At 44.6% G+C, this 17,562-nt stretch carries 13 protein-coding genes; 5 read left to right on the plus strand and 8 right to left on the minus strand.

Annotation, left to right across the window (positions count from 1 at the left end; all coding sequences use genetic code 11):
* Window positions 1-51 precede the first annotated feature (51 nt).
* Complete coding sequence (locus NX845_RS05870) at window positions 52-684, plus strand: triacylglycerol lipase (protein WP_017091975.1); 633 nt, start codon at window positions 52-54, stop codon at window positions 682-684.
* Between the two features lie 195 nt (window positions 685-879).
* Here NX845_RS05870 and NX845_RS05875 read toward each other — a convergent pair whose 3' ends face one another.
* Window positions 880-1,854: an arginine deiminase-related protein gene (locus NX845_RS05875; RefSeq protein ID WP_004732521.1), complete on the minus strand. Its 975-nt coding sequence runs from the start codon at window positions 1,852-1,854 to the stop codon at window positions 880-882.
* Between the two features lie 665 nt (window positions 1,855-2,519).
* Between NX845_RS05875 and NX845_RS05880 the strand changes: the two genes are divergently transcribed.
* Complete coding sequence (locus NX845_RS05880; protein WP_065607504.1) at window positions 2,520-4,370, plus strand: ABC transporter ATP-binding protein; 1,851 nt, start codon at window positions 2,520-2,522, stop codon at window positions 4,368-4,370.
* 297 nt (window positions 4,371-4,667) lie between these two features.
* On the plus strand, window positions 4,668-5,372 hold the full coding sequence (locus NX845_RS05885) for a hypothetical protein (protein ID WP_004732525.1): 705 nt from the start codon (window positions 4,668-4,670) through the stop codon (window positions 5,370-5,372).
* 135 nt (window positions 5,373-5,507) lie between these two features.
* On the opposite strand, the gene NX845_RS05890 is transcribed toward NX845_RS05885, so the two are convergent.
* Window positions 5,508-5,996: an Lrp/AsnC family transcriptional regulator gene (locus NX845_RS05890; protein WP_004732526.1), complete on the minus strand. Its 489-nt coding sequence runs from the start codon at window positions 5,994-5,996 to the stop codon at window positions 5,508-5,510.
* A gap of 279 nt (window positions 5,997-6,275) precedes the next feature.
* Here NX845_RS05890 and NX845_RS05895 point away from each other — a divergent pair, with 279 nt between their 5' ends.
* Window positions 6,276-6,446: a hypothetical protein gene (locus tag NX845_RS05895; protein WP_017078425.1), complete on the plus strand. Its 171-nt coding sequence runs from the start codon at window positions 6,276-6,278 to the stop codon at window positions 6,444-6,446.
* A 616-nt stretch (window positions 6,447-7,062) separates the two neighbouring features.
* Here NX845_RS05895 and NX845_RS05905 read toward each other — a convergent pair.
* The 6 genes from NX845_RS05905 to NX845_RS05930 all read right to left on the minus strand — a co-directional run bounded on the left by NX845_RS05905 (window position 7,063) and on the right by NX845_RS05930 (window position 15,776).
* Window positions 7,063-7,917 carry a nuclear transport factor 2 family protein gene (locus NX845_RS05905; RefSeq protein WP_017091973.1) on the minus strand — a complete coding sequence of 285 codons (855 nt, stop codon included), beginning with the start codon at window positions 7,915-7,917 and terminating at the stop codon, window positions 7,063-7,065.
* A gap of 122 nt (window positions 7,918-8,039) precedes the next feature.
* Complete coding sequence (locus NX845_RS05910; RefSeq protein ID WP_017084940.1) at window positions 8,040-8,930, minus strand: AraC family transcriptional regulator; 891 nt, start codon at window positions 8,928-8,930, stop codon at window positions 8,040-8,042.
* Window positions 8,931-9,223: 293 nt separating this feature from the next.
* The gene (gene putP, locus NX845_RS05915) at window positions 9,224-10,714 is read right to left on the minus strand and encodes a sodium/proline symporter PutP (protein ID WP_026012326.1); all 1,491 of its coding nucleotides are present in this window, start codon (window positions 10,712-10,714) and stop codon (window positions 9,224-9,226) included.
* Window positions 10,715-10,916: 202 nt separating this feature from the next.
* Complete coding sequence (locus tag NX845_RS05920) at window positions 10,917-11,621, minus strand: 1-pyrroline-5-carboxylate dehydrogenase (protein WP_004732537.1); 705 nt, start codon at window positions 11,619-11,621, stop codon at window positions 10,917-10,919.
* An 11-nt stretch (window positions 11,622-11,632) separates the two neighbouring features.
* Window positions 11,633-14,770: a bifunctional proline dehydrogenase/L-glutamate gamma-semialdehyde dehydrogenase PutA gene (gene putA / locus NX845_RS05925; RefSeq protein WP_260256641.1), complete on the minus strand. Its 3,138-nt coding sequence runs from the start codon at window positions 14,768-14,770 to the stop codon at window positions 11,633-11,635.
* A 181-nt stretch (window positions 14,771-14,951) separates the two neighbouring features.
* Window positions 14,952-15,776, minus strand: coding sequence for an AraC family transcriptional regulator (locus NX845_RS05930; protein ID WP_017075637.1), 825 nt, complete (start codon window positions 15,774-15,776; stop codon window positions 14,952-14,954).
* Between the two features lie 482 nt (window positions 15,777-16,258).
* On the opposite strand from NX845_RS05930, the gene NX845_RS05935 reads away from it, so the two are divergent.
* Window positions 16,259-17,362, plus strand: a complete 1,104-nt coding sequence (locus NX845_RS05935; RefSeq protein WP_029222554.1) for a PEGA domain-containing protein — start codon at window positions 16,259-16,261, stop codon at window positions 17,360-17,362.
* Window positions 17,363-17,562: the final 200 nt, after the last annotated feature.

The following is a 17,562-nucleotide window of genomic DNA, read 5'->3' on the forward strand; positions in this document are numbered from 1 at the left end:
TTTAGATTTGCGACTAAATATACTGGGGACATCATCAGACGGGGGACAAAAATGAATAATAAAAACAAACATATAGTTTTAATTCATGGTCTATATATGCCTGCGTTGATCATGCAATATCTGGATAGAAACTTCAAAAAACGCGGCTTTACAACGCACAAATTTGCCTACAACTCGCTGCGTTTCCCTTCGGCCGCCAAACGCCTCAATCGCTTCGTGAATGCTCGCTTTAATGAATACGATGAAGTCTACTTCTTTGGTCACTCACTGGGTGGCTTGCTGATTCGCCACTACTTTAAGTTCTACCAACCCGACTTTGCAGACACCTGCATTATTACCGCAGGCACTCCGCACAATGGGGCAACCATCGCCAAAACGCTTTCGAATCATGGTCTTGGATTTATATTTGGTTCGAGCAAAATGATCTTAAGTGATGGCTTGGGTGACTACGATATTGATGTGCCGATTGGCGTGATTACAGGCACTTACGACGCCGGAGTTGGACGTATTGTACTGGGAAAAAATCCGGGGGATGGCACGGTAACACTCGAAGACGCAAACCTGAGAGGGGCAACGGATACTTACGCTCTCAAACTCAACCACACGGCGCTTGTCTACTCCAAGGAAGTCGTGGCACTGTCGGCTCAATTCATCGAACACAGAGCTTTTAAAGACGCTTCATAGCTTTTGCGTTAGCTGTTTTCCGTTAACTTTTGTGCGCGTTAGCTCGTGTATCTAGCTCTGGTTCTCTTATTACTGTTTTCTTACTTCTGGTAGACGGATACAAAGATAGATAAAAACAAAAATACCACTCTGCGATAAGAGTGGTATTCAAAGATTCATTGCTAAAGTGAGTGCTTGTTATACTTTCTATACTTGTTACAGACGATTCACTCGCGTTGGTAGAAACACCTCACCCAACATGCATCGCACCGAACCACCACCAATGTCTTCAATCGTTTTCACGTTAAATGGCAGCAACTTTCCGTGTGTCGAAAGCTGAGCTAATTGAGCTGGAGAAAATGCATCGTAAGCCGACTGAGACATCGCGATTACCTTATCGCCATTCACGGTTTCCAATTGCAGAATATTGCCGCAGAATCGGTTCATCTGATCGATTGAGATTGAGATAACTTGCTTGTCTTTCGCAAGAGATTTCACCACAAAGCGGCGTTCAAACTCAGGAATCACTTCATCACAGATCACGCAGAAGTTATCGCCAATCGCCATCATCACATTGGTGTGGTAAATCGGCTGACCAGACGGTAATGCCGTTTGGAACGAAACCACGCGAGAATAACCAATACGCTTCGCATAATCTTCTAATACTTCACGGTCGCAACGTTGAGAAAGCGCCGCATAAATCGTCTTATTGATGTGATCGATAACCATCACACCGGTGCTCTCTAGATAAGAACCTTGAGCAACGTACGACTCCATAGACTCACTGTGGTTAACAATGCGACCAGACGCTTCCAACACTTCAATAAGAGCAGTAGGCTTAACTTCATGCTGACGGTTTTCACAGGCCATAGGGAAAGTGAATAAACTTCCATCACTACAAGTACTGAACCAGTTGTTTGGGAACACTGCGTCAGGGGTTTCGACACCCAATTCTGGGTAATCAAACTCTACAACTTGCACACCTTCTTTACGCAACGAAGCCACCATAGCCTTAAATTCGGCCATCGTTTCCAGCTTCACCTCAGCTTCGGTCAGATTGACTCTGTGCTGAAACTCGTTATCACGTGCTGTTTCTTCGTTAAATCGAAACTCTTTTGGCGGAACCATAACAACGCAATTGGCGTTTTGAACATTAGTAATATGAAGTGATTTTTTGTGTAGGTTTAACATCTCAACCGTCCCTATCTTTTATTTACCTCAGAATTGTAAACAACTTGTTACGACAAGATTCACTGAAAATAATAATGATTTGAATATTTATCCCAAACAATCACTGCAGATCTTAGATTAATCGGTAATTTTTACTGCGAGATAACAGCACATCAGAAAGAACCAACTGTATGCATATTCGTTAAGTCGCTTTATGGATAAATATTCCGATTTCATTTTCTCGCTCACCACGAGTTTTGGTTACAATTCAATCCATTTAACGTTAGGATTATCACCGTTGCATAACCATCAATTACGTTTGAAATAAGCTTAACTTTTCCTGTCTAATTCAATCTAAAATAAGCGTCATGAAAGACACTCTTTGGATCTTTCCTTCGTCACTTAAACTAAGTAATTAACTTTAAAACTAAGCATTAACGTTGAAACTAAGCATTTAACGTTAAAACCAAGTGATTAAAGCTAAGTAATTAAAGCTAAGCGCTTAAACCAAGTACTTAGATAAGAGCTAGAACAACACCCATCGAATGACTCAATGCTTATAAGAACCCATGGGCGCTTATATAATTTCAAACTAAGACGGTAAAATTTCAAATCAAGACTATAAAAACAAAGCTGCACCAACGATGCAGTCGCTTATAGATGCACTAGTTTATAAAGGGAAATCTATGTACAAGAAATTTGAAGGCTTTACTGAAGCCTTTCCAAAGGGAGAGCCGATACAACCTCCTACTGGAATACTGGCATTCTGCCGCCATTACACTCGAGGTTTCGAAAAGCCGTTGATCTTGCTCGGGTTGATGAGCATGACCATCGCGATCATCGAAGTCGCGCTGTTCGGCTACATGGGACAACTGGTTGACTGGCTATCAACAAGCAACCCAGACACCTTCTTAGCAGACAACCAATCAACACTGATGGGGCTCGGCGTTCTACTGTTGGTCGTGATGCCAATCTTGATCAGCGTCTACTCGCTATTGCTTCACCAAACTTTGCTAGGCAACTACCCAATGTCGATTCGTTGGTTAGCCCACCGCTACCTTTTGAAGCAAAGCTTGTCGTTCTATCAAGATGACTTTGCCGGACGTGTCGCCACCAAGGTGATGCAAACCTCACTCGCAGTACGTGAAACCGTGACCAAAATGGTCGATGTGTTCGTCTATGTGACGGTCTACTTTACGGCGATGTTATTCATACTCGCAGAATCAGATTGGCGCTTGATGGCTCCGATGCTGGTTTGGTTGTTCATTTACGTCAGCATTCAGCTGCACTTCGTACCGAAACTCAAAGATGTGTCTTCTGAGCAAGCCGATGCTCGCTCGTTGATGACGGGTCGTATTGTGGATAGCTACACCAACATCGCAACGGTCAAACTGTTCTCACACAGCAAAAGAGAAACAGAATACGCCGAAGAAGGCATGGAAGGCTTCTTAGATACCGTCCATCGCCAAATGCGCTTAGTGACCGGCTTCAACATCTGCGTTGAGTTCGCTAACTACTTGTTGGTGTTCAGTATTGCCGGTATCTCTATCTACTTATGGCTAGACAACGCAATCACTGTTGGTGCAATTGCAATAGCGGTCAGCTTGGCTTTGCGTATCAACGGTATGTCGAAATGGATCATGTGGGAAATTGGTGGCTTGTTTGAAAACCTAGGCACCGTGATTGATGGCATTAAAACGCTGTCTAAGCCCATCGCTATTGAAGACAAAAAAGACGCTAAGCCTTTGGATGTGCCACAAGGTGGCATCAACTTCGATAACGTGAGCTTTAACTACGGCGAGAATAAGGGTGTGATTAACAACCTAAACCTCAACATCAAACCGGGTGAAAAAGTCGGCTTGGTTGGCCGTTCAGGTGCAGGTAAATCAACCTTAGTTAACTTGCTACTGCGTTTCCACGATGTAGAAAGCGGCCGCATCCTGATTGATGACCAAGTGATCTCAGATGTCACGCAAGACTCACTGCGCAGCAACATCGGCATGGTGACTCAAGACACCTCACTGCTTCATCGTTCAATCAAAGAGAACATCCTTTACGGTCGACCTGACGCGACAGATGAAGAAGTGTATGCCGCAACCCAACAAGCGCACGCGCACGAGTTCATTGAAACGCTCACCGACCCGTTTGGTAACATTGGTTACGATGCTCAAGTTGGTGAGAGAGGCGTTAAGCTTTCGGGTGGTCAGCGTCAACGTGTTGCTATCTCACGCGTACTTCTGAAGAATGCACCGCTGTTGGTTCTGGATGAAGCAACATCAGCACTTGATTCTGAAGTAGAAGCCGCAATTCAAGAGAGCTTGATTGAGCTCATGGAAGGCAAGACCGTGATTGCAATTGCACACCGTTTATCAACGATTGCAGCAATGGATCGCTTAATCGTACTCGACCAAGGCAATATCGTCGAAGAAGGCACTCACCAAGAGCTGATTACACAAAATGGCATCTATGCTCAATTGTGGAATCACCAGACCGGAGGCTTCATTGCCGATAATCTTGACCAAGCGTCGAGTGCTTAATTTATGTGCTACTTTAAAAGTGCGGCGTAATTCACACCAATTTGTTAATTAATGGTAAATTACACGTGGCAGAATGTTATGTCGTAATTATATAATGACATTAACACCAAAGACGCCTCGCTTGCGCGTTCTGGAATAAGGCTAGACTTCGGGGGGAGGCTAGCCTTTTTTATATCTGTTATTCTTCGCCCCTTTCTCATCTATTTTCGTCTGCCCCATAAACTTCATCGATCCTTTTGTTTTTTTCTTGGCGTTTTTTTCTTAAAATGCGCGCAGTATTCTTTCTAGAGATCAACCATGAACAAAAGTGTCTTAACTAACGTAATCGCGTTAGCACTGCTTGCTGGCGGCTATGCGACAGCAAACCAATACTTACTTTATGCAGGCCTATTCGCCTTTTCTGGTGCCATCACCAACTGGCTTGCGATTCACATGTTGTTCGAAAAAGTACCCGGCTTATACGGTTCTGGCGTTATTCCAGCTCGTTTTGAAGAGTTCAAGGCGGCTATTAAACAACTGATGATGGAACAATTCTTTACCGAAGGTAATATCGACCGCTTCCTAAGCAGCGAGATGAGCGGTAAGTCGCTCAACCTAGAACCCGTGATTAAGAAGATCGACTTCAACCCTGCATTCGATTCACTAGTGCATGTTATCGAGAACTCACAATTTGGTGGCATGTTAGCGATGGTTGGCGGCACTGAAGCACTAGAGCCAATGAAAGCGCCATTCGTGGAGAAGATGCAAGAGTCTGTGATTGAAATCAGCAAGAGTGATTCTGTAAAAAATGCCATCAAGGATGAACTTGAATCGCCTGCAATGATGGATGAAATCAAAGAGAATATTGAAGCGATCATCGATCAGCGCTTGAATGAACTGACACCAAAGCTGGTTAAAGAGATGGTTCAAGCCATGATCAAGAAGCACCTTGGTTGGCTAGTGGTTTGGGGCGGTGTGTTTGGCGGTGTGATTGGCTTAATCTCTGCGGCAATTACGCTGTAAGCGGTTTATCTGTTCTCACTCTAACTGCTCTAACTTAATCTGATTGACCTTTTCTCGGGCACTCAATAAAAAATGGAAGCTCACGAGCTTCCATTTTTTATATCTAAATCACCTTGGTAAGGCGAAAGCAGGCCACTATTTTAGGGTGGCCAACAACTCAGGGTTAACACCAAAGCCTTTCTTGTGCTCTTCAATCACCACTTCGCTGCGAGTCTGAATCACGCCCGGCAGTGTGCCCAGCTTGGTTGCCATAAACGCTTGGTATGCCTTCATGTCTTTCACTCGAACCTTGATCATGGTGTCAAAATCACCCGACAGCGAATAACACTCTTCCACCTCAGGCATCATTTCAACCGCTTGGGCGAATTTATCGAAAATCGAAAAGCTGGTCTGGTCTAGACGAATATGGATAAAGACCTGGACATCGAGTCCCAGCTTTTCTGAACAGAGCTCGGCATGATAGCCCGTTATGTAGCCTTCTTTCTCCAATCGCTTCAACCTATCAGAACAAGGGGACGTCGTTAGGTTGACCTGCTTTGCCAACTCAACAACGGGCAAACGTCCTTTCATATGCAGAATTCTTAGTATCTCTTTATCGATACGATCGAGTTGATGCTGAGACATAACATTCCTTAAACATTCTAAATTCCGCTCAGTATATTCCATACCACGAACAATCGAAGAAAACCTCGCTCACACATTTAAAAAACTAAATATGCCTTTAGTATTCACATCAAATATAAATCAATATGGAACGATAAGACCCCTTATAAATCAATCTTTGACTATTAACAAATTATTATAGAAATGACCCAGATAACAAATAAGTTGAGCCAGAAACGAAAGAAAGGATATAGGCCAAAGTGAATAATGGGATTATCAAAGAGAAAGGATAACTCTATTATGAAGACACAAGAACTCGCGTACAAACCATACGGTATTGGCTCATGGACACACGTAACGGTATCAAAAGATGTTGCTGAAGCACTCGCAAGTGAATACTCGAACTATGGATGGGAAGTGAAGATTGATGGCAACGCCATTGACACAAAACTTGCACTCAAAGCCGCATAGAAACGAAAAAACCTCCATAAAGGAGGTTTTTTTTATCTAGGTAGGTAAGCACTTACTATAAGTTAAGCCATTCCAACTTGGGGAACTGTACTTCCTGTTTCACAACGACAATTACACGTTCGACAGAAGTGCTGAGTTTCCATATCGTAATACAGGTTTCCACTAAATAGCTTTGACGTCCATTGCATCATACGGCCAGAGGTTGTCTCGGGCTCAGATTCACAACGTTTCATTATAGACTTATGTAGTGTTGTTTTTTTACATCCTTTGCAATAGAGATCAGGCATACCTTTGTCCTATAGGTCTTTAGTGGTTACTGACAATTGACACATCATGTCGAATTTGGTTGCACTATTCACCGAGCTAATCACAAAAGTGAGCGCCAAGTTCAAAAAATAGCCATTTTTCTCTTTCGTTTTTTGACATCAAACGCCATCAAGATCTTTCTTCTTCCATTTACCCTCCCTCGTTCATGCGGTTTCGATTTACATTGTAAAACCCCATAGCGACAGTACTTCCCCCGTCTTAGTCATCAAATTGGTCGATAAAAAAACGGCACTTTCTCTGCGAAAGTACCGCTTAAGCAAACCATGTTTGGTTAAATTTAGCTCACAATTTAAAAGCCAAATTTACCATTGTCATTTTTCCACTCTGAACGAGCAGGAATGGTTTCAATGGTATCCCAGTGCTCTACGATTTTTCCGTTATCAACACGGAATAGATCATAAAAAGCAACGTGATTATTCATGAACTGGCCTTCGCTGATCGACAACACAAAGTTACCTTGGCCTAAAATCTTATGGTTGGCGGTATAAACCATTGGCATACCCGCTTCTGCTAGCGCACCCAAAGCTTCACCCAAACCGCTTAGACCATCGGCTACTCCTGGGTTGTGCTGTAAGTAAGCACTGTCTTCATTATCGATATAGTTATTAATCTTTGCCATATCACCGCCGATCAGAATGTCTTTAACGAAACCACTGACCAACTGCTTATTTTTGTCCGTTTGATCGAGATCTACGACTTTAGTCGTGCCATCTAATTGAGTTCGTCCACTTGCGTTTGGCTTGGCAATTTCTTGCAGGTTGTCCCAATGCTCAACTATCTGTCCATCTTCAAAGCGGAACACATCAAAGCCGACTTTCGGGCCAAAGAAGTTATATTCGGTATGAGCAACAACATAGTCGCCATCTTGAAATGAGCGCGTCACTTGTGCTTTCGCAGAGCCTTCAGGCAGCATTTGTAGCACTTCACCAAAGCCCGCTAAGCCATCGCCAACGGCTAGGTTATGTTGAATGTACTTTTCAGGGTTAATGTAGCTCACCGCTTTTGCGTCGCCCGTTTCAATGCTCGAAATAACCGCTACCGCTTTTTCTTGAATTGACAGCTCTTGGGCAGTCGCGGTGGTTGCGAAAGTAGAAGCGCTAAATACGCTTGCCGCTAGTAATGTAGATTTAGTTATTGTTTTCATTTTTAAAGTCCTCTCGTTGGCTTGGAAACTATATTAATCAACGAGAGAGGCTCACGGCAGAGTGGATTTAGGCAGAAAAATGGTAGATATCGAACCTTACGTTATCAATGCTCACTTAGTCGCTATTCTGAGAGTGACGGCTTGGAATACTTCTTTTGAAACTCGCTCGGCGTCATTTGAGTATGATTTTTAAAGTACTTAACGAAATTACTGGCGTCTTCAAAACCAAAATCCGACGCCATTTTTTGAGACGTAATATTGGTCACCACCAGCTGACGCTTCATTTCTAAAACGGTAAAAGAATCGATGATCTGCTTGGCAGTTAACCCCGTTGCGACTTTGCACGCTTGGTTCAACGTCTTGTAGGTGGTGTTAATTTGATTGGCGTACCAGTTTGCATCACGCACGCGCAGGTAGTTGTTTTGAAGAAGCTCGAAGTAACGAGCAAACTTGATATTCTGCTGCAAGCTCAAGGCATCCTGCTTCACTTCAGGTCGAAGACGATGAAGAATCAGCGCCAATGCCGAGAACAGATACATCACGATCAAGGGATCAGATTCGGATTGATTCAGTTCCATCGTAATTTGTTGAATGAGACTTTGCGTCCGCTCTTGGTGGGATTCGTCTAGTGATAACAGTGCCGAATGTGCCTTGTTCAAATGAGTAGGCGTGTAGTTCGGCAACTTCATGTTAGCGTGAACGCTGTCTAAGAACGCTTGAGTAAACAAAACCGCAGTGCCTTGTGGCTTATTACTAAAATCAAAGGCGTGCACCTGCTCTCTTTGAATGAACAACACGCTCCCTTGGCTAAAAGGGTAGTCCTCAAAGTCGACCATGTGTGTGCCTGAGCCTTGCTCGATAAACAGAATCAGGAAGAAGCTGACACGATGTGGCAGTTGAGGGTCGTGACTAATATTGCTTTCTGAATAGAGCCGAGACAAGGGCACCAACTCCAGCTCAGCCTGCGCCGTTTTTTCATGGTTAAAGCCAATATTCGGGATTACTTGAGGCACTACTACCTTCCTATTCATTTACTCAACAGCTCTTAGCAAGAGTAATGTATCCCAGTGGGAACTGAAATGTTCCGAGCCTAGAAGTATGACTTAGCCAGCGTCACCAACAAGGTAAACATGCTCAATACACTCAACTTGCCAGATGCAAAAAGGTCGAAAGGTCAAAGCATTGGGGTATAGTCAAAAAAATAGAGCCACCGAAGTGACTCTATTGCTTTTATTTTTCAATTTCTTTTTACAATTGCTTTTTAGCTAATGTTCTTTGCTAATTCACACCTGTTTTACAATGTAAATTAGTCTAGCTCAACTAGGTTCTTCTCGAACTCAGCGTGTTGCTTCTTAACTTCGTCTTCAGGCTCGCCAGTAATTAGGCTCACGATAACGATAGAAAGAGTCGATAGGATGATTCCCGGTACGATTTCGTACACATCGAACCAACCGCCCGTGAACTGCTTCCAAAGAACAATCGTAACACCACCAACCACGATACCCGCTAGAGCGCCGTTACGGTTCATACGAGGCCAGTAAAGGCTCAATACGATAGCTGGACCAAACGCAGCACCGAAACCAGCCCATGCGTAAGATACAAGGCCAAGAACTGAACTGTCCGGCGTCATCGCTAGCACAAGAGCAATCAGAGAAATTAGGATAACCGCGAAACGGCCAACACGAACAATCTCTTCTGACGTTGCATCTTTCTTCAGAATTTGCTTGTACAAGTCTTCTGCCATTGCAGATGAAGAAACAAGAAGCTGTGAATCAGCAGTACTCATGATTGCCGCTAGGATTGCAGCAAGTAGGATACCGGCGATTACTGGGTGGAACATTGCGTTAACAAGAAGCATGAAGATCTTCTCGCCATCGTCTAATTTAGGCGCGCCAGAGTTAGTCACGTAGATTAGACCAACAAGACCGACTAGCATTGCACCAACCATAGACAATGCAGTCCAGATAACCGCAATGCGGCGTGCTGTCACAAGATCTTTGTTTGAACGAGTTGCTTTAAAACGAGCCAAGATGTGTGGTTGACCGAAGTAACCCAAGCCCCATGCCGCTAGCGAGATGATCGCAATAGCAGACAGTGGTTCACCTTTCGCATCATTCCATAGCGTTAGAAGCTCTGGGTTGATGTTGTGCAAGTCGCTAGATAGCTGACCAAGGCCACCGTTCATTGCCGCGATTGGTACAATCAATAGCGCAGCAGACATTAGCAGGCCTTGAACTAAGTCAGTCCAAGATACCGCTAGGAAGCCACCAAACAGGGTGTACGAAACCACACATACCGTGCCGATGATTACCGCAGTTGTGTAATCTAGGCCGAATACCGTTTCAAACAATTTACCACCTGCTACCAAGCCTGAACTTGTGTAGAAAAGGAAGAATAAAAGGATAAAGAAAGCAGAAATTGTTTGGATCAGCTTAGAATTATCGTTGAAGCGACGAGATAGGAACTCAGGCAGCGTCAGTGATTCAGTCGTAATGCTGTAAGTACGTAGACGTTTTGCACTGATTAACCAGTTTGCCCAAGTACCAACAAGTAGGCCACCAGCAAGCCAAAATGCTTCAAAGCCAGCAGCATAAGCGTAACCAGGCAGGCCAAGTAGCAACCAACCACTCATGTCTGATGCACCAGCAGATAGTGCAGCAGGCCATGGACCTAACGAACGACCACCTAGGAAGTAGTCAGTTGAGTTAGATGTACGTTTGTAAGCAATAACACCGATCGCTAGCATCATAATTAGATACGCAATGAACGTCGTCGTTATTGCAAAACTGTTTTCTATCATTTGATAGTCCTCATTTGTAGAAAGCCTTCCATGCCTAATTCAATGCAAGGTACTCACCGTAAAGGCAAGCAAGTGCATTGAGTTAGGTATTGAGGCTCCAAAGCACTCAGGGAGTAAACCAAAAATGGGAAAACCCAAAAATGGAGAAAACCCAAAAATGGAGAAAACCAAAAGTCTTTAGAGCCAATTTTACTGAAGGTTAGTGAGCTTCGCTTCCAAGTTCGAGCAAGGTCGCGTTACCGCCCACGGCTGTTATATTTATAGTTCGCGTACGCTCGGTAATGAAGCGCAGCGATAGGTGTGGATCATTGGCAACATTCATTGTCGCCAGATCCGTTTCAGCTACTAAACCGACGATTGCACCGTCACGCTTAGCAAGCTGTAAATTGATAGCTTGTGCCGTTTGTGAATTACCTACGTAACCCGCGCTTCGCACATCGCAAGACAACAACTGTTGAGCAGCGTCGTACGAGGCAACCTGCACCAAGTTGGTTGGTAGATTCGCTTGTTTCGCGGCATCTGCAATTAAGGTGTTGAACTGCACGTCATCACTGCACAATTGAACGCTGTTACCTGCCAATAGTGCTGCAGTAATCATCGCTGTTGCGGTTTGCAGTGCCGGCACTTTCTCTTCGCAATCATCAACAATCACCAAAGCTACACCGCGGCCAGCGGCATACAGCTCATTGGTTTCGCCCGTAGGACCCGCCATTAGATGATGCTCAGAAAGCAGCGCAGACGCTTGCTCTAAATGATAAGTTGCCACTGCAGCCAAAGGCACAGATTGACTTTCGATCTCTGATTTCAGCGCAAGTACCTGAGCACTCTTGTAATCAAAGTCGGTAAGATTCCATTGTTCCCACGCTAGCAAAGCATCAGAAAAACCTGTCACTTGATGAACCATGATACTGCTCCTTATGCCTTGTCTTGTGATTGAGAGAAATGAACATCTGTAAAACGGTATAGGTAGTGAGGACCACCCGCTTTAGGGCCAGTACCTGACAAGCCTTGACCACCAAATGGTTGAACCCCAACAACGGCGCCCACTTGGTCGCGGTTGATGTAGCAGTTACCCACACGAATGTGTTTCTCGATCCAACGGTAAGTTGTTTCGTTACGACTGTGGATACCCATGGTTAGGCCAAAGCCCGTTTGGTTAATTTGATCGACCACTTGCGCCAACTCACTCGCTTTGAAGCGAACAATGTGCAGCACAGGGCCAAACTGTTCTTCTTTCAAGCAGCTGATGTCATCAATTTCAAACGCACTTGGTGGAACAAAGTCACCATGTTCACAATCAGAACCTAGAGAAAGTTGAGCCACCTTCTTCTGGGTATTGGTCATGTTTTCTAAATGCGCCATTAGCTTCTGTTTCGCGTTTTGGTCGATAACAGGGCCAACATCCGTTTTATGAAGATGTGGGATACCCACACTCAATTCGTCCATTGCACCGTGAATCAATGCAACCACGCGGTCTGCGATGTCTTCTTGAATGTAAAGCACACGCAGCGCAGAACAACGTTGACCTGCTGAAGCGAATGCAGAACGAATAACATCACGAACTACCTGTTCAGGCAGTGCGGTACTGTCGACGATCATCGCATTCTGACCACCGGTTTCCGCAATAAACGGAACAGGCTTAGCGTTACGACTTGCCAATGACACGTTGATACGTTGTGCTGTTGGTGTTGAACCCGTAAAAGCAACGCCCGCAATCGCATCATGGCTGGTTAGTGCACTGCCGATCTCAGCACCGCGACCCGGTAGTAATTGAATGGTGCCAGCAGGGAAACCCGCTTCATTCATCAGTTCAACCGCGCGAGCTGCAATCAAGCTTGTTTGCTCGGCAGGCTTAGCCACAACCGTGTTACCCGCAACCAAAGCTGCTGTAATTTGGCCAAGGAAGATGGCTAGAGGGAAGTTCCAAGGGCTAATACAAACGAACACACCACGACCTTGTCGTGAAGCGATTCGTGTTTGGCCATCAAAACCTTTTAGTTCGAAACCTTGTAGGTTATCCGCTTGTTTTGCGTAGTAACGACAGAAGTCGACCGCTTCACGCACTTCATCAACGCTGTCGTGAATCGTCTTACCTGCTTCTTGATGACAAATTGCCACCAGCTCAGCAAGGTTGTCTTCCATCAGGTCAGCCAGCTTATCAAGCGCTGCCGCTTTGGTTTCAACTGAAGTTGCGTTCCAATCAGCAAATGCTGCATCTGCGCCAGTGATCGCTACGGAAACATGATCAAGGTTAGCGAAAGCCACCTGACCTACATTAATACGACGATCATAAGGTGCAGTCACTTGCTCAACATTCTGATCAGCCTTGATCATGCTTTCGGCAAGAGATTCACCGTTGATCACAGGGCCCGCTGTCCATTGGTTGTTTAAGAAGCCTTTTACTTGCTCTTCAAACTGATGCGCTTCACTTTCAATATCGATGTTCACACCGTAAGAGTTTTTACGCTCAGGGAATACCGCTGGAGGCAGAGGAATCTTAGTGTTGTGCAGCGTATCGAATGCAAGAAGCATATCGACAGGGTGTTGGGTCAGCTCTGCCACAGGGCAACGAGCATCAACTAAACGGTGTACAAACGAGCTGTTTGCGCCGTTCTCTAGCAAGCGACGTACTAGGTATGGCAGTAAATCTTTATGGCTGCCAACCGGTGCGTAGATACGTACCGACTGTTGGTAAGCTTCCATCGCATGGTTGTACAGAGAATCACCCATGCCGTGTAAGCGTTGGAATTCAAAGTCTTTATGCTCGGTCATTACGGCAATAGCTGAAACCGTATGAGCATTGTGGCTCGCAAACTGCGGGAAGATATTGCCGCGAACACTTGGGCTCAATAGGTAACGCGCACAAGCAAGGTAAGCTACGTCTGTCGCTTCTTTACGAGTGTAAACTGGGTAATCAGTGAAACCAGCCTGCTGTGACCATTTGATTTCGCTGTCCCAGTAAGCACCTTTAACTAAGCGAAGCGGGATTAAATCACCCTGCTCTTTCGCTAGGCGGTTTAGCCATACTAGAACCGGAAGTGCACGCTTTGAGTATGCTTGAATAACCAAACCAAATTTACCCCAACCTTTTACAAGGTCAGTGCGGTACAGTTTTTCGAATAATTTAAGAGAAAGCTCTAAGCGATCCGCTTCTTCCGCATCAATCGTAATTGCAACATCGAGCTCTACTGCTCGGCGCAATAACTGCTCTAGCGTGTCGCAAAGTTCAGTCAGTACGCGGTCTTCGTTCGCCACTTCATAACGTGGGTGAAGCGCAGAAAGCTTGATAGATACCGATGGCGCAGGGCTCGATTTTGAAGAGACATACGTGTCTCGACCTACGGCTTCAATCGCCATTAGGTAATCTTTGAAGTATTTGTTTGCGTCTGCCGTGGTCAGTGCTGCTTCACCTAACATGTCGTATGAGTAGGTAAAACCTTTGTCACGCATAGACTTACCGTTCTTTTGCGCTTCAGCAATGCTACGGCCAAGAACGAATTGGTGACCCATCACCTTCATCGCTTGGTGCATCGCTTTACGAATCACCGGCTCAGAAAGCTTGTTCACTAAGCGATTAACGGCTTGACCCGCACTCTGCTCGTTAGATGAAAGTCCAACCACCTTGCCTGTTAGCATTAGGCCCCAAGTGGATGCGTTAACAAACACTGAGTCAGAATTCTTTAGATGAGATTTCCAATCCGCAACGCTGAGTTTGTCGCGAATCAGTGCATCAGCGGTTGCTGAATCAGGAATACGCATCAAGGCTTCCGCCAGACACATCAGCAAGATGCCCTCTTGAGTATCTAGACTGTATTCAAGCAACAGTGCATCGATCATCTGGATAGAAGTCTTATCCGCACGGATAGCTTCGATCAATGATGTCGTTTTGTCTGTGATTTGCTGCTTTTCAGACTCAGAAGGGGTAGCTAGCGGCAGAAGTTGCTCTAGCCATTGGGTTTCATCCACCATATATAATGGTGAGATAAGCGTCCAAAGATCAGCAAGCGACTGCTCGTTGAATTCTGGCTTTAACACATCAGTAGCTGTAAACATGCGTTTTCCTTAATCTCACACCCGAAAAGAGTTCGGGATCTCTACAATGGCTGCAGTGTATTTAGAGTATATAAGGATTACTTGTCAAAAACTCCGAGTTTTTTGCTAAAAACTCGCTTTATTAACAAAACAAACACAAGGTCACATATGAAACTTTAATATAATATGCCGTTTTGTTTTTTTATTTAACAGAAATTTGCTTTTTGTATTGAGATGGTGACATGCCTTGAAGGCGAGAAAAGGTGTGAGTAAAGGAGGATTGACCGGAAAAACCAGCAAGTTCTGCAACCTGTCCAAGGCTTAAATTACCTTGTTCGATAAGGCGTCGAGAGCGGTCGATACGCTTTCCTAAAACATATTGGTGAGGGGTAATGCCCATTTGATCTTTAAATAGCATGTGGAATTGGCTTTCGCCCAAGAACACACTGCCTGCAAGCTGCGCGACTGAGATCTTATTAGCCAAGTGTTGTTCGATGTAGCGATCCAACGACTCAAGATCGAAACGCGAATCTTTAATCGAGGTTTCAAATGCCGAGATGTGTCTTTGCATCAACGCAATCACCGTGTCATTACAAGCTCGACTCAACAATAGATCATCAGGACTGGCCTGCATCTCTTGCACCAACATATGGATAAGCTTTTGAATTTGCGCATCTAATTGGAAGTAGACGTTCGAGGATTCTAGCTGGTTAATCTTCTCTAGCATCAGAGGGTCATCATCGGTTGGCATAGGCATGTTGAGTACGAGAATATCCGACTGACCAACCACTCCACCGAAAGCATGATCAGAGCGAGCCGTGACTACACAGCCTTGCCCTGGACCGACAAGATTACCTTTACCGCTCACTTCAAATTCCGCCTGACCTTTTAAACCAATGACTACCTGCGAATAATGGTGATCGTGACAATCCATATGCGAAGGCAAAGTAATGATCTCCGCAGGGCGAGGGCCAGTAAGGCTTAGCGGGGACAAGTCAAAGTTCGGAAAGGGTAACGGTTTAGGCATAACATCAAAATACTCAGGTCGACATAGTAAGAATAATACTCTGAAATCTGCATAAGATGAATTTGTAAATGATCATGAGAGTCATTTCCTCGCCTTAAACAAAAGATCATTATCGAGATCGTCTTGATCATGCCTCCGGAAAGATGATCAAGAGTGTATAAACTACGGGCATTGTAAAACCAATCGTTCCGGTGAGTTTAGGGGCTTCACAAGCAATCACACCGACAAGCAAACCATGCCACCAATAAATACTTTGTCGCCCCAACATAATGAATAAATTTTCTTATATAGCTCAAATAATTGGCGATAAACCTGCAAAAAGTGTATCCGAAGTACCGAAACTTGGCTTTTGAGTAGATTGGATAGCAATAAAACGGTATAAAGGCGGGTACTGTGTTAATTGCTAATAACTAGTGACTCACAACTAGGAAGTAGACACTTTATTAACGAGCCAATTTTCAATCTACAAGTTGCAGGGACCTATGACTAACTTTCGAATTTCAGCGCTTTTACTCGCGCTATCCCCACTTTGGGTATCTGCATCGGTATCCGCTGAAGAACTGAATCAAGTCGATCCCGTTTCAGCTATCGATGCAAAGCTAACAGAGAAAAACTCAGATATTGAGCGTATTTCAGCAACCAAAGTATCGGCGACTGAAAACCTAAAACAACTTCAAAATAAGAACAGCAAGTTGTTACGCGAAGGTGAAGAACTTAAGGCAAAACGTAACAGAGCCAAGTCTGTACTCGACAAACAGTACAGTCGCTTGCTTGAAGATCCAGAAACGGATTTGGTCTCTTTCCAGAAAAGTTACCAAGACGCTTGGGCTGCGGTTAAAGAGAATCAATCGTCTCAGCTAGATAACGAACAAGCGATGAACGAGAGCGAAATTCACCTTTCTCAAATCAAGCAAAAGCAAGCTCGCCTGAATAATGAGCTGGCAAACTTGAGAGAGTCGAAAGTTGAAGCTCGCGTTAAACGTATTGCATCAGAACTTCGCGAAAGTGCCGTTCTTGAAACCAGCTACACCACCACATGTTCATCAACGATGACATTGGGTGAATGTACTGCTCAAGGTAAACACCTGACCAATCAAAAAGCGGTGAAAACGTTCAAGAGCCAATTACTTGAGCAGCTCACGGAAAGTTCATTAGCAAAACAGAACTTGCAAGGTGTTCAACTGAACATCCATGTTCAAGACAGCCAAGCGATCAAGAGTGGCTTTTCTGGTAACAACTCTTACTTCATGCAGATGCAGGCTCAGCTTCAAGCAAAACCTGAGGCGGTTGCAGCGTGTAACTTATTGAACGTTTCAACGCGCTACTGTTTAACGGGCAGTGACGCAGCAGTCGTTAAGAAGAGTGACAAACAGTGGGCTAACGTGACGGTACGTTCTGATCAGTACAATGACTCAGTGACCATCAACGGCATTAAGTATGGCAGCACCCCTCTTGAGGTTGCGCTACCAAGTGGTCGTCACCAAGTAACCATTTCAAAACAAGGTTACGAGTCTTACAACCGCGCAGTTACCATCAACGGTAGCGACACTATTTGGGTTAAGCTTCTTCCTAGCAAGGAAAGCTAAGTCCAGTATGAATAGCTCAGCGCTCTAATTAAGATAGCCGTGCCTATTTCACAAAGCTGAATGAATACTCGCCATTTTGTTGGTAGTTATAATCTGTATGATCGTTATAAACAGTATGATCGTTATAAACTGACGGTCGTTATAACCTTGTTTGATCGTTATAAACAGTAGCTGCAGACGAAATGGCGTTTTCGTTTAGA

The organism is Vibrio sp. NC2 (genome assembly GCF_025195005.1).
In the GTDB taxonomy this organism is placed as follows: domain Bacteria; phylum Pseudomonadota; class Gammaproteobacteria; order Enterobacterales; family Vibrionaceae; genus Vibrio; species Vibrio splendidus.

Coding starts and splice junctions, on each gene's coding strand:
- putA (WP_260256641.1), bottom strand. CDS start 14,770: ATGTTTACAGCTACTGATGTGTTAAAGCCAGAATTCAACGAGCAGTCG.
- NX845_RS05870 (WP_017091975.1), top strand. CDS start 52: ATGAATAATAAAAACAAACATATAGTTTTAATTCATGGTCTATATATG.
- NX845_RS05905 (WP_017091973.1), bottom strand. CDS start 7,917: ATGAAAACAATAACTAAATCTACATTACTAGCGGCAAGCGTATTTAGC.
- NX845_RS05885 (WP_004732525.1), top strand. CDS start 4,668: ATGAACAAAAGTGTCTTAACTAACGTAATCGCGTTAGCACTGCTTGCT.
- NX845_RS05920 (WP_004732537.1), bottom strand. CDS start 11,621: ATGGTTCATCAAGTGACAGGTTTTTCTGATGCTTTGCTAGCGTGGGAA.
- NX845_RS05890 (WP_004732526.1), bottom strand. CDS start 5,996: ATGTCTCAGCATCAACTCGATCGTATCGATAAAGAGATACTAAGAATT.
- NX845_RS05895 (WP_017078425.1), top strand. CDS start 6,276: ATGAAGACACAAGAACTCGCGTACAAACCATACGGTATTGGCTCATGG.
- NX845_RS05935 (WP_029222554.1), top strand. CDS start 16,259: ATGACTAACTTTCGAATTTCAGCGCTTTTACTCGCGCTATCCCCACTT.
- NX845_RS05880 (WP_065607504.1), top strand. CDS start 2,520: ATGTACAAGAAATTTGAAGGCTTTACTGAAGCCTTTCCAAAGGGAGAG.
- NX845_RS05930 (WP_017075637.1), bottom strand. CDS start 15,776: ATGCCTAAACCGTTACCCTTTCCGAACTTTGACTTGTCCCCGCTAAGC.
- NX845_RS05875 (WP_004732521.1), bottom strand. CDS start 1,854: ATGTTAAACCTACACAAAAAATCACTTCATATTACTAATGTTCAAAAC.